The following is a 22775-nucleotide window of genomic DNA, read 5'->3' on the forward strand; positions in this document are numbered from 1 at the left end:
GATTTCGTCTGGTAGACCAAGGCTTCAATGACAGCAGCTTTGCGCTGGCTGCACGCGCGTCCTGCACAGACAGGACGAGCTGATCGCCACGTCAGCCTTGGCGAGCGCGGCGGTGAGCCTGGCCTGCAGCGCGGGCAACTCCTCGGTCTCGCCGCGCAGTTTCAGGCACTCCACGAGCCCGTGCAGCGCCCAGACATTGTTCGGATGCTGGGCGCAACGCTGCACCTTGCCGCTTAGGCCCAGATCATCGCGATAGACCTGCTCGGCCTCTTGCGCGAGGCCCTGGTCCAGCAGCAGCGCCGCCAGCGCATGGCGCGGCGGGTGCATCCACGCCCACGGCTCGGTGTAGGACAGATTGTCGTCGAGCTCGACCGCTTGCCGCAGATGCACGTAGGCCTCGTCATGTCGGCCCCTGTGATAGGCAAGCTCGCCATCGAGCAAGGCAGCACCGACGGCGAGCGAAGCCCTTGTCGGGTTGCTGAGGAAGCGACGCTCTGGCGGGATGCGCGCCAGGTGCCGGTGAAACCGCTCGCGTTCCTGCTCCGCTTTGGCAAAATCCCTGAGCGTCGCATGCGCGACACCTTTGGCGTAGTGCTGCATCGCCGTGGTCAGGACGTAAAGCTCAGGCTCGTCATTCATCGGTTCGTCGATGATCTCCTGCCAGCGGCCGAAGCGCACCAGCACATGCGATTTCATGGCGTGGTAGCCTTCCACCGTCTGGGTGAGCTTTGGCCGGTCCGGCATGTTCACCACGTTCCGCGTCACTAGGCTGCGCACCTTGTCGGCGGCCCACAGCGCCGGCTTGTACTGGCCGAGAAACATGCAGGTGAACATCATCAGATGCAGGTCGTGGCCGCAGCCAAGCAGATAGTAGGTGGGCTGATCCGCATAGGAGAGATAGAGGTCGTTGGCGCGAACCGCCTTTTCGCTGGCGAGCTTCGCCTTCTCGTATTCTCCGCACAGCACGTAAATGTGCCCCGGCATGTGGTTCATGTGCCCGGCATCGGGGCACATCGTGCCGAGCAGGTCGGCCGAGCGCACGCCGCGTTCCGGCGTGGTCGACATTTCCAGGAGATGGATGTGCAAATGGACGATCGCCGGATGCTGTGGCCGGCCTGCCTCGTCGGCGAGCCGGATCGACCGCTCGCAAACATCGAGCGCTTCCAGCACATCCGAATTCGGCGCGGGCCTGCCGGTCCTGAGGTCCCACAGGCGCCGCACGGTGCGCATCATCAGCGCGTCGACCAGCAGCGCCATCACGTCATGGTCGTCGGGAAAGCTTGCGTAGACGCGCCGCATCTCGGCGGCGTAGGCATCGTCCCACTGCTCGAATTTCGGCGGCGCCGAGACACGCGGCTCGGGGAAACGGCAGGCCAGCGCCTCGATCAGACGCCTTTCCACCGCGCTGGCGCGCGCGGCGTTGGCGCGCGCAAGCTGGACATGCTCGAAGCAGCGCCCGGCCGCTCTGGCGGCTTCCGTCTCGCCATGCTCCTTCCAGGTCAGATTGTAGAAAGGCCCGGCGGCGTAGGCGATGCCCCAATGCACCATCGGGCAGTCAGCGTCCGTTTCCAGCGCCTTCTCGAAGCACTTGATGCCTTCCTCATGGTTGAAGCCGTAGCACCAGTTGAGGCCGATATCGAACCAGCGCCGGGTTTCCGCCGAGCCGGTGGAGATAGGGCGGCGGTAGCTGCCGAGGTTGAAGCGATCCATTCCTTCTCACGCAAGTCTGCCGGCGAGCCTGAGCCGGATTCATCTGCGATCAATTTGTGCTGAATGCGCATGGCAAACGCAACCGCTGCACTGCGGGCGTCTTTGAGCGGCCTCGATGGACGGCCTTGCGACGTGTCGGTGCACCGGCCCCCGCCTCGCATTGACGCGCGATCCTTTAGCTGCAAAGTATATTAACGTTCTGTTTACCAAACGTTGGTCGCGGCAGGACTTTGGGGGACAATTTGGAACCGTTTCTGGGTGCGAACCGCCTAAATTGGGATGATCGGGCCGAACTGCATTCGACAGACACGACAGGCAGCTACCACATCGAAAATGTACTGGCAGGCGGATCCAATCTCTATGAGCTGGAAACGCGCGAGGTCGGCGATATCATCGGCAAGGATATCGTCCATTTGCAATGTCATATCGGGCTCGACACGATCAGCTTGAAGAATCTGGGCGCGGGCAGCGTGACCGGCCTCGACTTTTCACCGACCGCGATCGCGGCGGCACGGGATTTCGCTGCGAAGGCAGGTACAGATGATGTGCGTTTCGTGGAAGCGCCACTGTTTGAGGCAGTCGAAGCGCTCGGCCGGACCTTTGACATCGCTTACGTTACCTGGGGTTCTGTAAACTGGCTGGACGACGTGTTCCGCTGGGCGAGGGTGGTTGCCGATCTGCTGCGGCCCGGCGGCCGGCTCTATCTGGCCGAGGGCCACCCGCTGATGTTCCAGTGTGACCGCAAGGCAGCGGCGCTGGAGTTCAAGCACGACTGGCGAACGCCAATAGCCCGACCACTCGCGTGGAACGAGGAACGGACCTATACCGGCGACGACCGCATCTTGAAACATCCTCGCTATTATGAGTGGATTCATCCGGTCAGTGACGTGGTAAACGCGTTGATTGCAGCTGGGCTGACGCTTGATTTTCTCAACGAGCATGACACGGTTTCGTGGCAGCACTTTTCATTTGCCGTGCGGGCCGGCAAGGATATGTACGGCTTGCCGGAGAACTCTCCCAAGATACCAATGGCCTATTCCATTGGCGCGACGAAGCGTAGCGTCGGCAAGATACCATACCTTGTTACTCCCAAGACGATTGAGAGCCACTAATCCCGCTATTGATCCAGTTTTGCATTGTCATTGCGGAGTTATGCTCTTCCGAGGTCTACGCATGATGATTTTCGGATCCGGCGCCTCAAATTGTGCAACGGCGCTCGCCGTGACCGCGATCTTGCGAGCAAGCCGCTAGTCGGCATTTTTTCATGTCGATCCGCTTCACGGTCGCGCAGCGGCGGGACCATCGATCGCCCGTAGGCTCCCCAGAATTGCGCGAACGGTGGTTTCGGCACGATGGCCGGCGTCGGTGACGGCGAGCAGCTTCAAGATGTCAAGCAGAGCCGCAAGTCAGTTCAAACACCCCGGCGCCAGCGATCGAAAAGTGCAAAAGTTTTAGGACCCGTGAAGGTCAAAATTAAATACTTGAAAGCTAATATTCTATCGTGGGGTCGTTCCGAGAACTCGATTGGCAGCTGAGGAATCGCCTATTGGCTCTTTTCCGCGCTAGGTTCGGCGGTGTTAAGAAGGCTGTTTTCTCGTCGGCGAATATTCCGGCGGCAATGGCCGTGCTGGTTATTGCCATCAGCGCAGTATTCGCGGACCACCAGAACAAGGTCCTCTCGGACCAAGCCGCCCGTGCGGATGTCCTGGCCAAGGTCAACCTTATCCGCGCCAAGCTCGAAGGTAACATCAACGGAAACCTTCAACTGGTGCAGGGATTGGTCGCGGCGGTCGTGACTGAGCCCTATATGGGACAGCAACGCTTCGCCTCGCTCGCGAGTAACCTGTTTGGCGGGGACTCGCAATTGAAGAACATTGCCGGCGCGCCCGATCTGGTCATTTCCCTGATGTACCCGATGGAGGGCAACGAGAGGGCAATCGGCCTCGACTACCGCAAGGACGAACGGCAACGCGCGGGCGCTCTCCGGGCGCGAGACGAGCGCAAGTTGATCCTTGCCGGTCCCGTCAACTTGAGGCAGGGAGGGCAGGGCTTCGTCGGTCGTATTCCGGTTTTTGTGCCGAGCGCGGGCAACACTGAAAGGTTCTGGGGCATCATTTCAGCCGTTGTCGACGTGCAGCGCCTTTATAGAGCGAGCGGCCTGTCGGACGATGATCTCGGGATCGACGTAGCGCTGATCGGCAAGGACGCTCTCGGTCCAGGTGGAGAACAATTCTTCGGCAATGAGGGCGTCGCCAAAAGCGATCCGGTGACGGCCGAAATTCTGCTCCCGTCCGGTTCGTGGCGGATCGCGGCCATTCCCAAGAACGGCTGGCCTTCAACGCCCGACAACGCATGGTTCTTGCGCGCGATCATGGCGGTGGCTGGGGCGTTGGTTGTGATCCCCTTCCTGGTTACGGGTCGCCTGATTGGCGAGAGACAACGCAATTATGCGGAACTGCGTCGATTGTCGAGACGCCTGGAACTTGCTCTGGAAGCGTCGGCTATTGGCGTTTGGGAACACGATCTCGCGACCAACGAACTTACGTGGGACGATCGCGTCAATGAAATATACGGCAAGCCAACCGGGGAGGGCCGCGGCTACCTTGACTGGGCGGGATCAATCCACCCGGATGATTTGGCTGGCGCCAATGCAGATTTCGACAAGGCGATGGCTGACGGTGGACCATATCTGTCGGAGTATCGGATTATTCGTCCGGATGGCGAGATTCGTCATGTTCGATCCAAGGCGATCATTTATCGGGCCGCAGACGACACCCCAAAAATGATTGGCGCGGAATGGGATGTGACGGCCGATGTCCTATTGAACAAGGATCTGGTTCGCGCAAAACAGCTTTCCGAGTCGAGAAATGCAGAACTTGAGTTGGCCAAGGCGCGTATAGAGCATACCGCGCTTCACGATTCGCTGACCGGTTTGCCCAACCGGCGTTATCTCGACCAGGTGCTGGAAGATTACGCAACAGACGCCAGGCGCTCCGGCGGATTTGCGGCACTGCTTCACATCGATCTGGATCGGTTCAAGCACATCAACGATACGCTTGGCCACGCCGCGGGTGACGCAATGCTTGTTCATGCGTCAACTGTCCTGCGGTCCAAGGTCGATGGCGAGGGATTTGTCGCTCGCATCGGAGGAGACGAATTCATCGTGCTCTGCGTGGTGCATGACGATATCAAGCGACTGGCGCTGCTCGCTGACCGTGTCATCAACCAGATGCGCGAACCCGTCTACTATCAGGGCCATCGATGCCGTTTTGGTGTGAGCGTGGGAATTGCGGTCGACAACGGAAAAGGTATCGAAGCCAAACACCTGCTGGTGAACGCTGATATCGCGCTTTACCGGGCAAAGAGGCGTGGGCGCAATCGATACGAATTCTTCACCGAGGCGATGCAAAGCGAAATCGTCGACACGAAACGGATTGCCGACGAGATTCTCGGCGGCCTTGAGCGCAACGAGTTCATTCCGTTCTACCAGCCGCAATTTGACGCAAAGACGCTGGAAATTGTTGGGGTTGAGGCGCTGGCGCGATGGAGACATCCGGCGAAGGGTATTTTGGCGCCCGATGTCTTCCTGAGGACCGCGGAAGAACTGAATGTCGTCTCGACCATCGATCGAACCATACTGGAGAAATCGCTTTCGGATTTCAAAGCATGGTCTGCCGCGAACATCAGCGTTCCGAGGGTATCGGTCAACGTTTCGGCGCGGCGCCTTCAAGATGAGGGACTCATAAAGAGTTTGAAGAAGCTGAATATCAGGAAAGGAACAGTTTCGTTCGAGCTTGTTGAGTCAATTTTCCTTGACGAGAATGATGACTTTGTTACCTGGAATATTGAGCAGATAAAAGAACTCGGAATTGACGTGGAAATAGACGATTTTGGCACCGGCTTTGCCTCAATAGTCAGCCTGCTCAAACTACAGCCTCGCCGGCTGAAGATCGATCGTCAGCTTGTCATCCCGATTGTCAAATCGCCGCAACGAAGGCAGGTCGTCTCCTCGATCATTGAAATCGGCAAGTCCCTGGGCATCGAGGTCATAGCCGAAGGTGTCGAGACGATGGAGCACGCACGGATACTCAAGAGCCTGGGCTGCGACATATTGCAGGGCTATGCTTTTGGGCAGGCGTTGGATTCCGACGGACTGAAGGCCTTTGTTGGATCCCGGCGTCTGCGCGCGGTCAGCTAACCGCTACGGCCCTGCCTATGCTGATGAACCGCTCCGGTTAGTGGCAGCGTCCGGCCGCCCAAGCGGCTTCGGCCTCGCCATGCAGCAATGGGATATTCGAATACTCTAATTTAATGTATACTTGTCTTTCAGCATGGGGGCGGGGGGTCTCTGGCATGATTGATTCAGAGGTGTTCGACTTTGTCGAACGCTGCAGGAAGCACACAGCAACAGGGCCGCTTCTGGGCGACCTTCTTGAAACCGTGAGAAATCTCGGCTTCGAGCATCTTATCCTGAGCGGGGTTCCGCTCAGTGGTCAGAAACTTGCGCCGATGGTCGAACTGAATGGTTGGCCCACGGGCTGGTTCGAGCGCTATGTCGAGGCCGAGCATGCTGCTGTTGACGGCGTTTGCATCTATTCGGCGAAGACCCTGAAGCCGTTTTTCTGGGCCGATGTTCCCGCAAAATGGTCCGACACGGACGACTCTCGACGCGTCGCCGGCGAAGCGACGGAGTTCGGCATCTCGAGCGGCTTTGCGGTGCCGATGCTCAGCGTCCATCATTGGCAATCCGTGCTGTCGTTTGCCTCCTCGCAAAAGCGCTGCACTTTGTCGCCACGCCAGCAGGTGCAACTGGTGACGATGGCGGTTTACGCCGGCATGTCGATCCAGGCTCTGTCGAATGACGATGACGGCGATGAGGGCCTGCTGACCGATCGGGAGAGGGAAGTGCTTTTGTGGGCCGCGGCTGGCAAGACCTCGTCGGAAACATCCCAGATCCTCGGCCTCACCGAACGCACCGTCAAATGGCACTCAACGCGAGCTCGCGAGGCTTTTGGGGTCGCTACGACCACACAGGCTGTCGTTGAAGCGGTGCGCAGGCGCCTGATCCATCCCTGAGTGCGTCAACTGTTCGATCGGACAGGTGACGTATATTAGCGCGGCTGCGACTATCCACCCGAGAACGATCGGGGGGTCGCGCCATGATAACGGCACACGTAGTCAATGCGCATAACAAGCATCTCTATGAAAACGAATTCGACGAGTTTTTGCGCCGGCGTCACGATTTCTTCGTGCACCAGAAACATTGGCGCCCTCCGAGCCCGGATGGTCGCGAGCTAGACCAGTTCGATACCGACGCAGCAACTTATCTGCTCGGTATCGAAGACGGTCGCGTGGTGACCTCGGCCCGATTGATCCCAACGAGCGAGCCGCACATGGTCTCGGAGGTCTTTTCTCACATGTGCGAAAAATCGGGCGTCCCGAGACGCCCCGATTGGGCCGAATGGACACGCACCTTCGTCGTTCCCGACAAACGCTCGCCCGGACTGCGCGGCACGCTGACGCAACTGTGCTGCGCGGTGATGGAATACGCCCTCGACGAGGGCCTCAGCGCCGTCGGCGGTGTCCAGGAAACCTACTTCATGCCGCACCACGGCGCGCTCAAATGGCGCGCCGAGCCGATGGGCATGGCCAGGGAAGAAAACGGCGAATGGTACATCGTCGCTTATATCGATGTGAATGAGGCGGCACTGGCGAGTGTGCGGAGGATCCTTGGGATTGAGCATTCGTTGCTCGTCCGGCGCGGAGCCCAGCCACCATTTGTCCGTTGGCCCGAGAAGCGCTTAGAGGTCGCCTGATGAGCTCAAGTGGACCATCCTCAGAAGGCGATCGCGTAAAACTATTTTTGTCAACGAGGCTGCAGCAACGACGAAGGAGGAAGACCATGCAACCCGCTGTGATAGTCGCAAGCTCTTGTATCGCTTTACCTAGTATCTTTTCAACTCCCAGCCGTGCTACGGAGCTGAAGATGTCGACACCTAGCGAGATGGCATTCAACATGCCTGAGCTCAAGGGCGCCCCAGGCGGAAACTCTTTGATTCTTGTTGGGTCCAAGACTTGTAATAAGCCTGACGGGACAACCAGCAACTGTGACAAAACGTGCAACGCAGGCGAAACCTTCTATGGTAACTGCGACTCTAAACATTAGGGACTGATTGCGTCATTCGTAGCGCGTGTTGATGATGTTCTCCTTTGAAGCTAGCCGCTGAAGACGACCGTCACCAACTGTGCAAGGAGGAACTGTGGTTAATTTAAAGGTTTTTGCGCCCCTTGCTGGGATTATCTCATTTGTCCCATCAGAAGTGGTTTACGCCGACAACGGGCAGTACTTCGTCTCACACCGGTATTATTGCAGCTCGGCCGAAAAAACTGACGCTGGCGATCAGACGATTTCTGCTGATGGGTCTTCATGCGAAGCTTCGCGCCAAGCGATCGCAGAAACCGTAGCACGGTCTGGAGGGGATGTGTGCAGGGCATTCGATCAAGACTGGTTCTGGAACAAGCGATCTGAGGAAATACAAGCAAGTGGCAGTTGCGCACCGCAATAACTTAGCGGGCCGCTATCGCGCGGGTGACGGGCTGTTGCCACCCATTTACACGTCCTTGGGAGAGCACGAGATTGCCGGTACTCCAGGTTGGCATGGGACGGGCATCGTAAAGACAAGAGATACAGAAATCTGCGATATCTTCTTACTATAGGAGCGGTTACTATGAGCGCTGAATGGAAGAATAAAAAAATCAGGATCCTGATTTACTTCATGGCTGCAACTGTGTGCTTGGGAGCAAGTCTTGGCTCGGCGCTTGCTGGGTCTTGCTCCGGGAATGCATGCGCGGATATCCAGCTTCAAAAACGCGCCGACGGCTGCATGATTTTTCACAATAGTGGAAGAAAACAAGTTAAGATTGAGCATCACGTCGGCGGGGTAGGAATTGGCATAGCATATGCCAATTCAGATTTCGCTCTAAAGGCGATAGAGGGCTATTGCATGACTGGATTTGACGCTGACTATACAGCTAATTACGTATAGATATTGGCGCGGAGACCGTCGCGGTTGTTCACTGATACGTGGTTGGCCCGCAATCAGAGCATTATCCAACATTCCCCATCACAGCAGAGATAGGGCACATCATCGAATGTAAGGACCTCGCACCCCTGCCGAGCACGACCTCCATTGGACGTTTTCATTCGTGCTGCAGGCGCAGTCGCTCTGGCTTGAGCGAAAAGCTGCATGAAAAGAACCGCCGACGCGTCCTCTTTGTTGGGCTCAGAAAGTGAAATCTTTGCAAGGGGATGCTGGTGATCTTTGCATTTCACGTTGCGGATATGTGCTACGGACGAGATCAAAGAAACGGGGATGGATACCCATTGCTCGCACGAGAACGAGGATGAAAACAACAGCACGGAGCTGTCAGTTTCATCGGCTTTGACGAGCCCAAAAAGCGTTAGGTCCATGGGCTCAACGAGCTGGTTGGCGGCCAACTGTGAAACAAACTCAGATGGTTCGTAAGTACGCATTCCAAAGCCCTCCAGCTCAATGTGCTGCATTTGGGACAGACTAATCACATAATAGCACAAATAGCGGAGAGCCCGACGATCCTCCGCCGAACCCCACGATTTGCATCCCACCCAACCGCAACCATCCGGGACCCGGCCTCAAACTTTGGCCGATTGCCGGGGAGCGTCCCTAGTCGCACGCGATTTTGTCGAATTGGGTTGTTCGTAAAACTCAACACTGAAAAGAATATGAGATGGAAAAAGTGTTTGGCTGGGGTTTCTGGAAGCTTTTCGAACTTTCTGTCTGGCACCTCCAGCCAAATTGCGCGCGCTTATCAAGGAAGTTGGCGGGTCTGGAATCCGCAGTGGTGCAAACTTGACCGAAGCAACGTCGGTGGGGGCCTCCTGTTCATAGCCTTTCGTGTGAAACCCGTCGAAGGTATCGCGAGCGGGTTGTCGCCCATCACCGGATCGGAATGACTGAGCAAAGACGGTCGGCCGCTCGGTGATCTCGTTGGCGGCCTTGTGGGTAGTTTCCTTTCGCAGTCGTCCGAAAGGGCTATCGAAGAAGTGACGCGGCAGGGCGTCATCAAGGCGCTTCCCGAACTCGCGGTTTGTTCGTCAAAGACGGCCACCGGCAATAAGCTTTGCATCCGGCTCGCGGCGTAGACGCCACATTGCTACTGTCCCAAAAAACGGGCCAATCGCCAAAGTGGCGAAGGCATAGCGCCATGTCAGCAAGTCGATCATGAAAGGCATCGTTTGGATCGAAAAGAAAGACAATAGGAATCCAATAGACGTTTGGATCGTGAGCAGTGATCCGACGAGCCCTGGCGGCGAGAGTTCAGCTATTGCCGCCGAGAACTGAGCTGAATCGGCTACGATGCTTATGCCCCAGACGATCGCGACGGTTACCAGGGCGACCATGCCTACACTGGGCATCAGGCCAATGGTGGCGGCGCAGAGACCGCTGACTGTCATCGCTGTTATAGTGATCGTGGTCCGGCCCAAACGATCTGCCAAAAATCCGGCAGTGACACTGCCGAAAGCTCCACTAGCGATCACAGCAAACGTCAATAAACCCACTGAAGGCGTCGTTGTTGGCTTGGCTTGCTCAGTAGCCCAGCCGAGGAATGTGCCGATCCACGCCCACATCGCGTAGAGTTCCCACATATGTCCAACGTAGCCCGCATTTGCGAGCAAAATGGATCGGCGCCCGAGTTCTCTCCAAGCTTCACCCGGCATGAACGAAGGGCTAGGACGATGCGCCGGTCCGAGTTGAGCAAATAGTATGGCCAAGCCAGAAAGCGCCGCGCAAATCGACGAGGCCACAATAGTTGTGTGCCATCCAAGTCCAGCTATTTCGCTGAAAAGGTGTGGCATTGCAGAGCCCAAAGTTAAAGCTCCGACCAGCAAACCAATCAGTGTCCCCATAGCGCGCTCAGCCCAACTGGCCGCGAGTTTCATGCCGACGGGGTATACTCCCGCGAGGGCCGCGCCAGTTAGGAAGCGGAGCGCGATCGTCGTGGTGCCATTGAAACCCGTCACCAAGAGGTCCGCGTTAAGCAGTGCGCCGGTGATGGCGCAGCCGGCGAACAGGCGTCTTGGGTCAAAACGGTCTGCAAGGCAAAACCATGCGCTGACCAGCGTCCCCGCCACAAAACCAAGTTGTACCGAGCCCGTGAGAAGGCCCGCCTGCTGTGCGGAAATTTGTCCGGCCTTTGCCAGTGTTGCCGATGCCGAACTTGCTGAGAACCAAAGAGTCATCGCGGAAACTTGGCAAAATACAATCACCAGGATCGAGCGCGCCTTTTGCCGCATTTCATTTAACTCCATACTCGAATGGCTGCGACACACCTATCGCACGATGTCGATGATCACTTTCCCGGCAGCGTTTCTTGTTTCGAGTTGCTGCAGCGCCTTGCTAAGCTGCTCCAGCGGATAGCGTCCGGCGATAGTGACGGCGAAGGTTGCTCTTTGGATCTCTTGAAGCAGCAAAAGGGTGTTCGCTTGATGTTCTTCCGGCACACGTCGCGCCCATGCACTCCAGTGGATACCCATCACGTCGATCGATTTCAAAAGGACGAGATTGAGGGGAGGCTTAGGGATCTCTCCTGAGGCAAAGCCGACCACCAGATAGCGTCCGCCCCAGGCTGTAGCTCGCATCAGCGCTTCAGTATGAGCACCGCCGGTCAAATCCAGCACGACATCGGCGCCTTTGCCGTCGGTTGCGTCCTTTACGGCGTCTTTGAGATCGGACCGATCTGCGTCGAGAACCGTGTCGACGGCGAGCAGCCGGTTGAGTTTGGCCGTGCCGCTCGCACAGGCGATAATTCGGGCGCCGAAAAGCTTTCCGATGTCGATCGCGGCAAGGCCCACCCCGCCGGTCGCGCCGGTGATGACAAGCGTTTCTCCGGGCTTCAAAGTCGCCCGCTGCTTCATCGCATACAAAACCGTGCCATGTGCTACGATCACGCTTGCTGCCTGGTCTAGTGAAACATCTGATGGGACCGGCACCACGGCGGACGCATGGACCGCTACAACCTGTTGTGCGGCGCCATGGCCGATATAGGCGCAGACGCGATCGCCGACCGCCAGGCCGCTGACGTTAGAACCCAGGGAGATGATGGTACCCGCGCATTCAGCGCCGGGCGCGAACGGACGCTGCGGCTTCACCTGATACTGGTCGCGGATGATCAAAGTGTCCATGAAGTTGAGGGCAACCACATCCACGGCGACGAGCACTTCGTCCGGTCCCGCCACAGGTTCGGGAATATCCTTCAAAGTAAGCCTATCGGGTGGTCCCGGCTCGAGCGACAGCATGGCCTTCATGTTCATTCTCCAGGACGCACGTGGGTCCGATCCTTGAAGCGGAAAGATTCTGGGCGGTATGTTCGAAACTGCGTGGGGATAGTGGCGGCGTCGGCGGTGAGCTTCAGCGACCCGGTTGGCCTGGGAGAATTATTTGGACGTCGCCCAAGGTGCCGGCCGAGAACATCTCTCGCATCTTTTTCTTGTCGAATTTTCCCATGCCGGTGCGTGGGATCGATTCCACGACAATCCAGTTGATCGGTATCCACCACCGTGGAATTTGGCTATCGAGCTGGCCGGCGATTGCTTGGAGATCTACTTTCTCGTTCGGCGCTGCGAGCACGACAACCGCTAGGGGTCGCTCTTGCCAGCGGTCATCCGGAACTGCGATGACCGCCACTTCGCGGAACCCCCCCTTGGCCTGGATGGCCGACTCCAGTGCGGGGGAAGGAATCCATTCCCCGCCTGATTTGATCGCGTCCTTCAGCCGATCTGAAAGAAAAACGAATCCATCGCAGTCCAGCTTTCCCAGATCACCGGTCTTCAGCCATCCATCCTGGAATTTGTCCGGGTCATCATGGAGAAAGTAGCTGCTGGTGACCCATGGTCCCCGGATCTGGATTTCGCCGACCTGCAAGCCATCCGCGGGCAAAGGCGCACCATCGGCATCGACCACCCGCACTTCCAAGCCAGCCACGACACGACCTTGACCCGTCGCGTAATCGAATTTCTCTGCGCTCGTTTCAGCCCAGGGAGGAACATTGGATATTGTCGACATGGATGAGGTTTCGGTCATGCCCCACGCTTGAACGACGTTTATGCCCAAGCCATTGAACGTTTCGATCAGAGTGGGTGTCACGAATGTTCCGCCCGTTGCGAGAAGCCTAACGGACCGGAGAGCATCTGCAGCCCTGTCACCGAGAAACGCGAGGAGATCAGTCCAGATCGTGGGAACACCTGCGAGAATTGTGGGCTGTTCACTAGCCACTAGATCAGCCACTGTTTCTGGGCGCAGCGCAGCGCCGGGTAGGATTAACTTTGCTCCCGCTATGGCTGCTGCAAACGGCAGTCCCCAAGCATTGACATGAAACATTGGCACGACGGGAAAGACGCTGTCGCTCGCGCCAATGCCGAGTGAATTGTTGGTGCACAGGCTTGTCGCTTGCAGCCACAACGAACGATGGCTGTAGGCGATACCCTTGGGCAAGCCGGTTGTTCCGCCCGTGTGGCACAAGATTGCCGCATTGCGTTCATCGACATCCGGCCGATCAAGGTCGGGCAAACCCTCGCAAAGCAGGTCTTCGTAGGCGATCGTTTCTATTCCAAGGTCGTTCAGAAACTCGGCTTTTGGATCACCGACAAGGACGACCAGTCTCGGTGTCGCAAGCAATGGAAGTGCCTTCAAAAAAATACATGATCATCTGGTCATCCACCAGGAAGACCCTGTCGTCCGCTTCGTTGCAGATGTGCGCGATGTCGTTGCTATGCAAGCGGATGTTGACGGTGTGAAGGACTGCACCAAGATATGGAACTCCAAGATAGGCCTCGAAGTGTTCCTGCGAGGCGGACATGAAGCTGGCGACGCGATCGCCGATACCAACGCCGCGATTGCCAAGTGCATCGGCAAGTTGAGCCGCGCGACCGGCAATTGTGCCGAACGTGGTCACGGTTCCACCTGCAAGCGACGGGCAGACCAATGTGGAACGTCGGTTGACACGCGCCATGTGTCGGATCATGCGCCCAATTCCCAACTGGGCGTCCTGCATTGTACTCAGCATCTTTTTCTCCCCTGCGACGCCGAGAGCCTGGACGGAACATCATGGTTGCAAAAAAAAATGATCGCCCTTGCGCCGATAGTTCGATTGTTTTAATACTGACGAACGCAAAGCGCAAGCTGCGAAACGAGAGAGCTTTATCATAGTTCGTTTGGAGGATTAATAATGTCAGTTGTGCTGGGCGACATTCGAAATGGCGTTGGCTGGATCACCCTCAATCGCCCCAAAAAGCTCAACGCTTTGGCCATGGAAGTCGTCGAGGCAGCACACGCGCTCGTCAAGCAGTACGAGGCAAATGATGAGGTGAGCGTCATCGTGATCACCGGCGCCGGTGAGAACTTCTCTGTCGGTTACGACATCGCCCAGGAAGTTGAGGCCGGTATTGCGCGGCCGGAAGACTGGCATTCGGCGTTGTCACGCAATGTCGGGCTTTCAATGGCCGTATGGTCGAGCCTGAAGCCAACCATTGCGGCCGTTGATGGCTGGTGCCTGGCCGGTGCCTGCGAATTGGCAATGGCCTGTGACCTTATCGTTGCAACCGAGCGTGCCAAGTTTGGTGAGCCTGAAATTCGATTCGGATCAGGACCGGTCACGTTGCTTATGCCGTTCATCCTTGGCCAGAAGAAGACGATGGAGCTTTTGCTGACCGGTGACACGGTCAACGCTAACGAAGCCGAACGCATTGGCTTGATCAACCGCGTCGTCGCAGTCGACGGTCTTGAAGCAGCGGTACAGAAGCTCGGCGAGAAGATAGCTCTTACCCCTTTGGTAACGCTTCGTTTTACCAAGATTGCGCTTACCCGTGCCTATGAGGCGATGGGCTTACGCAACGCAGTGAACATGAATCTCGACATCGCCGCGACGCTCAATGCAGCCTATTCGCCCGAGAAGACGCAGTTCGGAGAACTCGTCGCGACGCGCGGCCTGCGCGAGGCGCTCAACTGGCGTGACTCGCGCTACGGCGCGTTGGAGTCGAACGACTAACACAGTCAAAATTGGAGGAGAATACCATGACCGATTCCGTTCCGATCGGATCGCTTCCGCCTGTCGGCGAGGTGCCCAATCGCATGTTCGCACAGGTCGTGCGCTCAAATCGCCTGGGGGATCCGATCGATGCTTTCCAGATCGAGCAAGTCGACGTTCCCAAACCAGGTGAAGGCGAGGTTCTCGTCGCGGTTATGGCCGCGGGATTGAATTTCAACAATGTATGGGCCGCACGCGGCGTGCCCATTGACGTCATAGCTGCACGAAAGGCGCAAGGCTCACCGTACGATTTCCACATTGGTGGCAGCGACGCGTCAGGGATCGTTTACGCCGTTGGTGCCGGTGTGAAACACGTACAAGTTGGCGACTACGTGGTGGTTCACCCTGGTTACTGGGATCCCAAAGCGCCTGACGTGGTCTCCGTTCGAGATCCCATGTTTTCGGCCAGTGCCCAGATATGGGGCTACAACACAAATTTTGGATCGTTCGGCCAGTTCTGCCTTGCGTATGAGCACCAGATCTTGCCCAAGGCCAAGCATTTGACATGGGAGGAGGCGGCTGCCCCAACGCTGGTTGGCACGACTGCTTACCGCATGCTGCATGGATGGACGGGCCACACTGTGGAGAAAGATGATGTGGTGTTGGTATGGGGCGGTTCAGGAGGGCTTGGCTCCCAGGCGATCCAGATAGCGCGTGAAGCAGGCGGGATACCGATTGCAGTTGTCTCTGACGCGGCCAAAGGCGAATACTGTAAGTCGCTTGGCGCGAAAGGCTATATTGACCGCCGAGAATTCAATCACTGGGGCCAGCCGCCTCATTGGACGGACGATGCAGGCCAAAAGGTGTGGACAGCACAGGCGCGCGCATTCGGCAAGAAAATCTGGGACATTCTGGGCGAGCGCCGAAATCCGCGGATCGTGCTCGAGCACCCTGGGGAAGACACAATCCCAACCTCAATTTTCTGCTGCGACACCGGCGGCATGGTCGTCATTTGCGCCGGCACAACCGGCTATTCGGCGGTCGTAGATCTACGCTACCACTGGGTCAGGCAAAAACGCCTCCAGGGATCCCACGGTACCAACACCGAACAGGCCAGGGCCTACAATGATCTCGTCTACTCTGGCCGTATCGACCCGTGCCTCGGCGAGGTCAGATCTTTCCTCGATGTCGGCAAAGCCCATCAAGACATGATGGAAGGAAAGCTTGCGCACGGCAACACGTGCATTCTTGTTGGGGCTGCCGCGAAAAGTCTTGGGAAACAGACCTGAAACCCCGCCTCTTGGGACGAAGTTGTGCTGTGAATAATCAAAGTCGGGCGGCGCTAGGCTGCCCGCACTTCACCTGTAGGTGGGTTTTTCGCCACTCGCTGTTTTTGCAGATTTTGCCGGACTCCCTTCAGGGCATTGTCCAGAACGTCCCGACGGGCCTTGTAGAAGTAGTTTCGACCCTGCTTGCGAACGCGGATCAGATTCGCTTGGGAGAGAATTTTCACGTGGTAGGAAATTGTCGCCTTCGCCAATCCCAGCGTCTCAACCAGCTTGGTGCACGCCATTTCATCTGTGTCGTCGATCATTTGGATCATCCGCAGGCGCATTGGCTCACTCAGGGCGGCGAAAATCTTCGCATAGTCGTCGATTGAAAGTGTCTCTGCCATGCCGTCAAATTCCGTTTGATTGTTTTGAATCTTTCTAACGATGAGCGGCTGCAATGTCCACAACGGTGCCTGCCACAGCGACACTGGACCAATCGTGCCGAAGCGATGGTGCCGTGCCGAATATAGGTCGGCTTGCTTCGGAGACGAGTTGCATTGCCGAAAAATGCGTTAGGGAGGCTGTCCAATGAACGAGGATACGAGCTTGGAGCGCTGGCGCACGCTTGCCGAGCGAGAAATCAAAGCCAATCCCGATACGCTTACGTGGCACACGCCAGAAGGCATCGCCGTCAAGCCTCTCTACACCGCGGAGGATATTGAGGGGATCGCACATCTGGAGACCATGCCTGGCCAGCAGCCATTCGTTCGGGGGCCGCGTGCAACCATGTATTCGGGACGTCCTTGGACGATCCGGCAATATGCCGGCTTCTCGACCGCCGAAGCGTCTAACGCCTTCTACCGCAAGGCACTAGCGGCTGGCCAGCAGGGCGTGTCCGTAGCTTTCGACCTTGCCACCCATCGCGGCTATGACAGTGATCACCGCCGTGTGGAAGGCGACGTCGGCAAGGCCGGGGTGGCAATCGACTCAGTCGAGGACATGAAGATCTTGTTCGAGGGCATTCCGCTCGACAGGATCTCGGTTTCGATGACCATGAACGGCGCTGTTATCCCGATCCTGGCCAACTTTATCGTCGCAGGCGAAGAGCAAGGCGTTCCCCGTGCCAAGCTTTCCGGAACCATACAGAACGACATTCTCAAGGAGTTCATGGTCCGCAATACCTATATCTACCCGCCAGAATCCTCAATGCGCATCGTCGCGGACATTGTCGAATATACGTCCAAGGAGATGCCGAAGTTTAATTCGATCTCGATTTCCGGCTATCACATGCAGGAGGCGGGAGCGACGCTCGTGCAGGAGCTTGCTTTCACGCTCGCCGACGGGCGCGAGTATGTTCGCGCAGCACTGGGGAAGGGTCTCAACGTCGACGACTTTGCCGGCCGGCTCTCCTTCTTCTTTGCGATAGGAATGAATTTTTTCATGGAAGCGGCAAAGTTGCGAGCCGCGAGGTTGCTGTGGTCGCGCATCATGGAAGAGTTCCAGCCAAAGCGGCCCTCCTCGCTGATGCTGCGAACCCATTGTCAGACATCGGGCGTGTCGCTGCAGGAGCAGGATCCTTACAACAACATCGTGCGCACTGCATTCGAGGCGATGTCGGCCGTTCTCGGCGGCACGCAATCTTTGCATACCAATTCGTTCGACGAAGCCATTGCGCTGCCAACCGAATTCTCGGCCCGCATCGCACGCAACACGCAGCTGATCCTCCAGCATGAGACTGGCGTAACCAAGGTCGTAGATCCTTTGGCCGGCTCTTACTATGTCGAGACTCTCACAAAGGAATTGGCTGACGCCGCCTGGAAACTGATCGAGGAAGTCGAGCAACAGGGCGGCATGACCAAGGCTGTCGTCGAGGGCCTGCCGAAGCGGCTCATCGAGGAGGCCGCCACGCGTCGACAGGCAGCGGTCGATCGCGGGGACGAGGTGATTGTGGGAGTGAACCGCTACCGGCTCGAAAATGAGCAACAGTTCGACATTCTGGATATCGACAACAAGGCGGTGCGCGACGCACAGATCACACGCATACACAAAACGAGGCGTCAGCGCGATCCCAAGCGTGTTGCCGGCGCCCTTGCCGCGCTTGGCGAGGTCGCCGCTAGCGGCAAGGGCAACCTTTTGGAAACCGCAGTAGAGGCCGCGCGCGCACGTGCGACGGTCGGTGAAATCTCCGATGCCATGCGTGAGGCATTTGGCGATCATGTCGCCGTCCCGAAGGTGGTGAAGCAGGTCTACGGGGCTGCATATAAGGGCGACCCCGAATATGAGACGTTGGTCGAGCGTATCAAAGGCATCAAAAAGGCTTTGGGAAGATCGCCCAAGGTGATGGTTGCCAAACTCGGGCAGGATGGCCACGACCGCGGGGCCAAGATCATTGCCTCAGCTTTCGGGGATATCGGCTTCGAAGTCGTTGCGGGACCGCTCTTTCAAACGCCAGAAGAAGCGGCGGACACCGCCGTAGTGTCCAAAGTTCACGTCATCGGTGTGTCTTCACTAGCGGCAGGGCACAAGACGCTTGCCCCGCAACTCGTCGAGGCACTGAAGGCGCGGGGCGGCGAAAACATCATTATCGTGGCCGGTGGCGTCATTCCGCGGCAGGATCACAAATTCCTGATTGATATTGGCGTATCCGCAGTCTTCGGCCCGGGAACGCCCGTGCTCGAAGCGGCGGGCTCTGTGCTTGACCTGATGGAAGGCAAGCGCAGAAATATCTGAGGCTCCGCCATTTCCGTTGAGTGTCGCACGTAGCTGAACCTTGCTCGGAGTGGGAGAGCTGCTGCGGTCTTCATCCCATGCCCGGCAGGCATGGCTAGCGTGCCTCCTCCTCATCTCGAAATGCCGGTGCGCGTTGATGCGAGAGTTTGATCTCTCGAATTGCCGTGGACGAGCCCTAAAGCTTGCCTTTCCGCTTGACAGAAAGCGAATACAAGTCTCTAAATCAGAGACACAAGTTTCATAAAACGAGACTTCGTACTGGGACAAAACCTGCAGAGGAGACAGCTTTGATCAACGGTATTGATGTTGCCGGATTGGACGCGGCAAAGGATGCTATTCGCCAGTCGCCGCCAGCTGGGGTGGCAAATTACGGTGTGGCGCTCAAATGGAAGAGCGGCACGCAGATCGAAGCTGAAGCATTGGCGATGTCCGTCGGCTCGGATCGCATCGAGCGTAAATTCAAATGGACGATTGACGAGCCGCCGCAGCTTCTCGGCAGCAGCCTTGGACCAACACCGCAGGAATATCTTATGTCGGGCGTGGCCGCCTGCATCATGGTCGGGTTTGTGGTCAACGCCTCGATTAGAGGTATCGAGATCGAAGACTTGAGTATTCGGATGGAAGGCGGACTGGATCTGGCAGGTTTCCTCAACTTGCGGCCCGATGCGCAGATCAAGATGTCCGGCCTGACCTACGAGATCGAGGTGAGGTCGAAGGCGGAGCGTTCAGAACTGGAAGAGATAGCAGGAATTGCTTTCGCCTTTAGCCCGAATGCGATGACCGTTGCAAATGGTGCGGCCATGACTGGTAAATTGAAAGTGTTGCAGTAATAGCTGCCGCTTGGGGCGGCTTGGTATCGTGACAGCGGTATTATTTGTAATAGCGGATGTGAAAAAAGGCGATGTCTGGACCTCTTGCGAGATATGTTGAAGTTCTCGAGGTCATTTCGCAGTCGTCAGCGGGATTAAGTCTCACCGACATCTGCGAACTGACCGGCCTTCACAAGGCCACGGCAAGCCGGTTGCTCAAGGCGCTGCTGGATTCGAACCTTGTCGCCCAGACGCACGATTCGCGCCGGCTTCATACCGCCGGTGTGCGCCTCAGATCGCTTGTTCGCAACGCCATCAGTGCGCAGCTTGCCGGCGGCAGTTTTCTAAAAGAGATGGAGAGCCTTTCGAAGGTTTCGCAATTGACGGCAATGCTGGCGAAGCTTTCGAAGGGGCGCGTTACGATCATCTCGCTCGCCTTTCCGGATCCGACAGTTCCCTATGTGCATCCGGGTCCGTTGGAGCGGCCCATTCTGACGTGTTCCCTGGCGCGTGCGATCCTTGCCTACCAGGACGATGAATATATCCGCAAGGTGCTCCAGCGCGAAACCAGGATGGCAATAGCAGCAACAGGCAGCCCCACCGCCAATCGGTCCTCCGAAAAGCTTCAGGAGGTTCGAGACACTGGAGCCAGCATTTGCGACGAGGAACTCCAGGCCGGCATCACCAGTGTCGCCGTCCCTATCCAGGTTGAGCCTTATGGAACTATTGGAAGCATAGGTCTTGTTGGATTTACGCAAGAATATAATAAGAAAGGGTCAAAAGAGTATATTGATCTGCTGAGGAACACAAAAACTCAGATAGAGAACAAGATTTCCATAATAGGAAACGAGGGTGAACTTAGAAATGTCGTGGAAATGGCATGGAATGAACTATAAACACGCTTGAACAATGGGAAAAATCAAATGAAAAAGACAATGCTCAAATGCGCGTATGCCTTTTTGGTTACGTCTGGCATTCTGCTGGCTCAGGGAGCCTCTGCTCAGGACAAAAGCCAGAGCATTCTACTGCCTTCCTACAGGGTTGGCCCGTTCGCTCCGAACGGAATTGGCCAGGCTAATGCCATCATCGATTATGTTCGGTTGTTGAATGAAAGGGATGGTGGCCTGAACGGCGTTAAATTGAACGTTCAGGAATGTGAGACGCAGTATGAAAACGAACGTGGCGTCGAGTGCTACGAGCGCTACAAGACCATGGATTCGGTTGGTCTGCCAGGTCTGCTGCCCCTAAGCGCTGGCATTGGTTATGCCCTCTACGACCGCGCTAATGCCGACAAGGTTCCGATCATCACCCCCGGCTATGGTCGCCTTCAGGGTGCTGTCGGCAGCCTTTTTCCCTACGAGTTTCCGATTGTCGGTAATGACTGGGAGCAGACGACGGCCATCATGACCTACATCGCCAACAAGGTTGGCGGGTTCGACAAGCTGAAGGGGCAGAAGATCGCTCTCGTTTACCTGGACTCGGCGTATGGTAAGGAGCCGTTCCCCGTTCTCGACGAGATGGCCAAGCGGTATGGCATTGAATGGACCGGGTATCCCATTGCGGCTTCTGCGATGGTTGAACAAAGCTCTACCTGGCTTCAGATACGGCGCAACAAGCCCGACTATGTTTTGATTTGGGGCTGGGGCGTCATGACGCCGACGGCGATCAAGGAAGCAGCCAAAGTCAAGTTTCCGGTCGAACGGCTCATTGGCAACTGGTGGAGCGCAGCTGAACCTGACGTGATTCCTGTCGGAGATACAGCCAAGGGCTACGTCGGAGCTACGTTCCGCATGCCAGGCACCGAATTCGGTGTCTACAAGGACCTCGAGAAATATGTTTTCGGGCCCGGCAAGGCGGCGAGCGACGGTTCGGAGCGCGGCACTATCCTCTATAACCAGGGGTTGTATTTCGCCATGCTTCAAACGGAGGCGATGCGTGTCGCACAAAAGAAGTTCGGCAACGGTCCTGTTTCGGGCGAGCAAGTCGCCTGGGGTCTGGAGAACATCGGTCTCAGCGAGGCACGGCTAAAGGACATGGGTTTCGACGGGATGGTTTCGCCGATCAAGCTCAGCTGCGCCGATCATGCGGGCGGCGGCATGCTCCGTCTGATCCAGTGGGATGGCAGCAAGTGGACCGCAATTTCTGATTGGCTAAGCGGCGCCAACGAGTTCTCCAAGCCGCTTGTCCAGCAATCCGCCGAGGCTCTGGCCAAGGAAATGGGACGGAAGCCGCGTGATTGTGCCGCTGCCGGCGGCTGAGGTCCGCAGGTTCGCTCTTTGACGACTGATGGGATCAGAGCAATGCTTCCATCAATCGTCGAGTCCATGGATTGTCAAAGCAGGCGGCCGGTTGCGAACGCCTGCAGGAAGGCGGAGTTACAATGCGAATGAGAGAGGGTTGGGAACCTCCATACCCATTGGTGAAAGCTGACTTCGGTCAGGTAGAGAACATCTGCGTTGCGATATGCGGTGTTCAGTCTCGAGACGGGTCAGGGCGACTACTCGACCGGACGTTGTTCGACGAGGAGATCGGGCCGATCCAGGTCGAGCGTGCCAAGTATGTAGATGCAGAGGGTTACCTGAACGAATTCTGGATCGCATACTGGTTTGATCAATCCCTCTTTGATGCTTGGCAGAAGCGGAGCGCGGTCTGTCGATGGTTCGCCGAAGACAGCCGGGTGGATGAGACGTCAGGATACTGGATGGAGACTTTCTCGATGTCGCTAGGCGACTTCGAGACAATCTTCGGCACATCCAACCCTGCCGGCGTTTCGTGCGCAGCGGCCCGTATGACCGAGAATGACAGGACGCACGGCTACTGGGGTTCGATGCGGGACCGAATTCCGAATTCCGCTTCGGACCCGTTCACAAGTCCGTTGGGGAACAAACTGCGGCGTGTCGAAGATCGCGACACATTTGGGAAGCGGTGGCGGATAACGCCACCATCCAACCTTTGCTACATCAGATCTGGACAAGATTATTCTCATTGCGGTCCGGAACAGAGGCAGACCTATCTTGATCAAATAGCGCCTGTCTTGAAGGAAGGTATGGATTTTCTGCGCGACAATGGCGAGGAGACAAGCTGCTGCTCACTTCGCTTTGCGGAAGTTGTTGGCCCTGGAGATACAGGGACGGAGCAGACATTCGGCTTAGGTTACTTTCTTAGCATAGGAAATCTGGAGGACTGGTGGGAC

General features: G+C 57.1%; 19 protein-coding genes. 12 read left to right on the forward strand and 7 right to left on the reverse strand.

Going from position 1 to position 22775, the window contains the following annotated elements; all coding sequences use genetic code 11:
* Positions 1–24: 24 nt before the first annotated feature.
* The gene (locus MESS2_RS15380; RefSeq protein ID WP_008875286.1) at positions 25–1710 is read right to left on the reverse strand and encodes a tetratricopeptide repeat protein; all 1686 of its coding nucleotides are present in this window, start codon (positions 1708–1710) and stop codon (positions 25–27) included.
* Between the two features lie 242 nt (positions 1711–1952).
* Here MESS2_RS15380 and MESS2_RS15385 point away from each other — a divergent pair, with 242 nt between their 5' ends.
* The 5 genes from MESS2_RS15385 to MESS2_RS15405 all read left to right on the forward strand — a co-directional run bounded on the left by MESS2_RS15385 (position 1953) and on the right by MESS2_RS15405 (position 8756).
* Positions 1953–2822 (forward strand): class I SAM-dependent methyltransferase, encoded by an 870-nt coding sequence (locus MESS2_RS15385; protein ID WP_008875288.1) that lies wholly within the window; start codon positions 1953–1955, stop codon positions 2820–2822.
* A gap of 506 nt (positions 2823–3328) precedes the next feature.
* The gene (locus tag MESS2_RS15390) at positions 3329–5908 is read left to right on the forward strand and encodes a bifunctional diguanylate cyclase/phosphodiesterase (RefSeq protein ID WP_008875290.1); all 2580 of its coding nucleotides are present in this window, start codon (positions 3329–3331) and stop codon (positions 5906–5908) included.
* A 155-nt stretch (positions 5909–6063) separates the two neighbouring features.
* Complete coding sequence (locus MESS2_RS15395) at positions 6064–6786, forward strand: LuxR family transcriptional regulator (protein WP_008875291.1); 723 nt, start codon at positions 6064–6066, stop codon at positions 6784–6786.
* Between the two features lie 83 nt (positions 6787–6869).
* Positions 6870–7526 carry an acyl-homoserine-lactone synthase gene (locus MESS2_RS15400; protein WP_008875292.1) on the forward strand — a complete coding sequence of 219 codons (657 nt, stop codon included), beginning with the start codon at positions 6870–6872 and terminating at the stop codon, positions 7524–7526.
* Between the two features lie 912 nt (positions 7527–8438).
* Positions 8439–8756 carry a hypothetical protein gene (locus MESS2_RS15405; RefSeq protein ID WP_040593182.1) on the forward strand — a complete coding sequence of 106 codons (318 nt, stop codon included), beginning with the start codon at positions 8439–8441 and terminating at the stop codon, positions 8754–8756.
* Positions 8757–8809: 53 nt separating this feature from the next.
* On the opposite strand, the gene MESS2_RS15410 is transcribed toward MESS2_RS15405, so the two are convergent.
* The 5 genes from MESS2_RS15410 to MESS2_RS33835 form a co-directional block, all read right to left on the reverse strand.
* The gene (locus tag MESS2_RS15410; RefSeq protein WP_040593190.1) at positions 8810–9244 is read right to left on the reverse strand and encodes a hypothetical protein; all 435 of its coding nucleotides are present in this window, start codon (positions 9242–9244) and stop codon (positions 8810–8812) included.
* Between the two features lie 600 nt (positions 9245–9844).
* On the reverse strand, positions 9845–11044 hold the full coding sequence (locus MESS2_RS15415) for an MFS transporter (RefSeq protein WP_008875298.1): 1200 nt from the start codon (positions 11042–11044) through the stop codon (positions 9845–9847).
* 36 nt (positions 11045–11080) lie between these two features.
* Positions 11081–12055, reverse strand: a complete 975-nt coding sequence (locus tag MESS2_RS15420) for an NADPH:quinone oxidoreductase family protein (RefSeq protein WP_008875299.1) — start codon at positions 12053–12055, stop codon at positions 11081–11083.
* Between the two features lie 103 nt (positions 12056–12158).
* Positions 12159–13424 carry an AMP-binding protein gene (locus tag MESS2_RS33830; RefSeq protein WP_051069104.1) on the reverse strand — a complete coding sequence of 422 codons (1266 nt, stop codon included), beginning with the start codon at positions 13422–13424 and terminating at the stop codon, positions 12159–12161.
* Positions 13387–13812 carry an AMP-binding protein gene (locus tag MESS2_RS33835; RefSeq protein ID WP_008875301.1) on the reverse strand — a complete coding sequence of 142 codons (426 nt, stop codon included), beginning with the start codon at positions 13810–13812 and terminating at the stop codon, positions 13387–13389. Before MESS2_RS33835 ends, MESS2_RS33830 begins: the two co-directional genes overlap by 38 nt.
* A 162-nt stretch (positions 13813–13974) precedes the next feature.
* Here MESS2_RS33835 and MESS2_RS15430 point away from each other — a divergent pair, with 162 nt between their 5' ends.
* Positions 13975–14793 carry an enoyl-CoA hydratase/isomerase family protein gene (locus MESS2_RS15430; protein ID WP_008875302.1) on the forward strand — a complete coding sequence of 273 codons (819 nt, stop codon included), beginning with the start codon at positions 13975–13977 and terminating at the stop codon, positions 14791–14793.
* A gap of 26 nt (positions 14794–14819) precedes the next feature.
* The gene (gene ccrA, locus MESS2_RS15435) at positions 14820–16061 is read left to right on the forward strand and encodes a crotonyl-CoA carboxylase/reductase (RefSeq protein ID WP_008875303.1); all 1242 of its coding nucleotides are present in this window, start codon (positions 14820–14822) and stop codon (positions 16059–16061) included.
* Positions 16062–16114: 53 nt separating this feature from the next.
* Here the strand turns inward: ccrA and MESS2_RS30235 are convergent, their stop codons facing one another.
* Positions 16115–16531, reverse strand: coding sequence for an ArsR/SmtB family transcription factor (locus MESS2_RS30235; protein ID WP_051069109.1), 417 nt, complete (start codon positions 16529–16531; stop codon positions 16115–16117).
* A gap of 100 nt (positions 16532–16631) precedes the next feature.
* Here MESS2_RS30235 and scpA point away from each other — a divergent pair, with 100 nt between their 5' ends.
* The 5 genes from scpA to MESS2_RS15465 all read left to right on the forward strand — a co-directional run.
* Positions 16632–18773, forward strand: coding sequence for a methylmalonyl-CoA mutase (gene scpA / locus MESS2_RS15445; protein WP_008875305.1), 2142 nt, complete (start codon positions 16632–16634; stop codon positions 18771–18773).
* A gap of 287 nt (positions 18774–19060) precedes the next feature.
* On the forward strand, positions 19061–19603 hold the full coding sequence (locus MESS2_RS15450; protein ID WP_008875306.1) for an OsmC family protein: 543 nt from the start codon (positions 19061–19063) through the stop codon (positions 19601–19603).
* A gap of 71 nt (positions 19604–19674) precedes the next feature.
* The gene (locus MESS2_RS30240) at positions 19675–20478 is read left to right on the forward strand and encodes an IclR family transcriptional regulator (RefSeq protein ID WP_008875307.1); all 804 of its coding nucleotides are present in this window, start codon (positions 19675–19677) and stop codon (positions 20476–20478) included.
* Between the two features lie 27 nt (positions 20479–20505).
* On the forward strand, positions 20506–21840 hold the full coding sequence (locus tag MESS2_RS15460; protein ID WP_008875308.1) for an ABC transporter substrate-binding protein: 1335 nt from the start codon (positions 20506–20508) through the stop codon (positions 21838–21840).
* A gap of 254 nt (positions 21841–22094) precedes the next feature.
* The coding region (locus MESS2_RS15465) for a phenylacetaldoxime dehydratase family protein (protein WP_167332443.1) at positions 22095–22775 on the forward strand (681 nt) is incomplete at its 3' end.

This window comes from Mesorhizobium metallidurans STM 2683 (genome assembly GCF_000350085.1).
In the GTDB taxonomy this organism is placed as follows: Bacteria; Pseudomonadota; Alphaproteobacteria; order Rhizobiales; family Rhizobiaceae; genus Mesorhizobium; species Mesorhizobium metallidurans.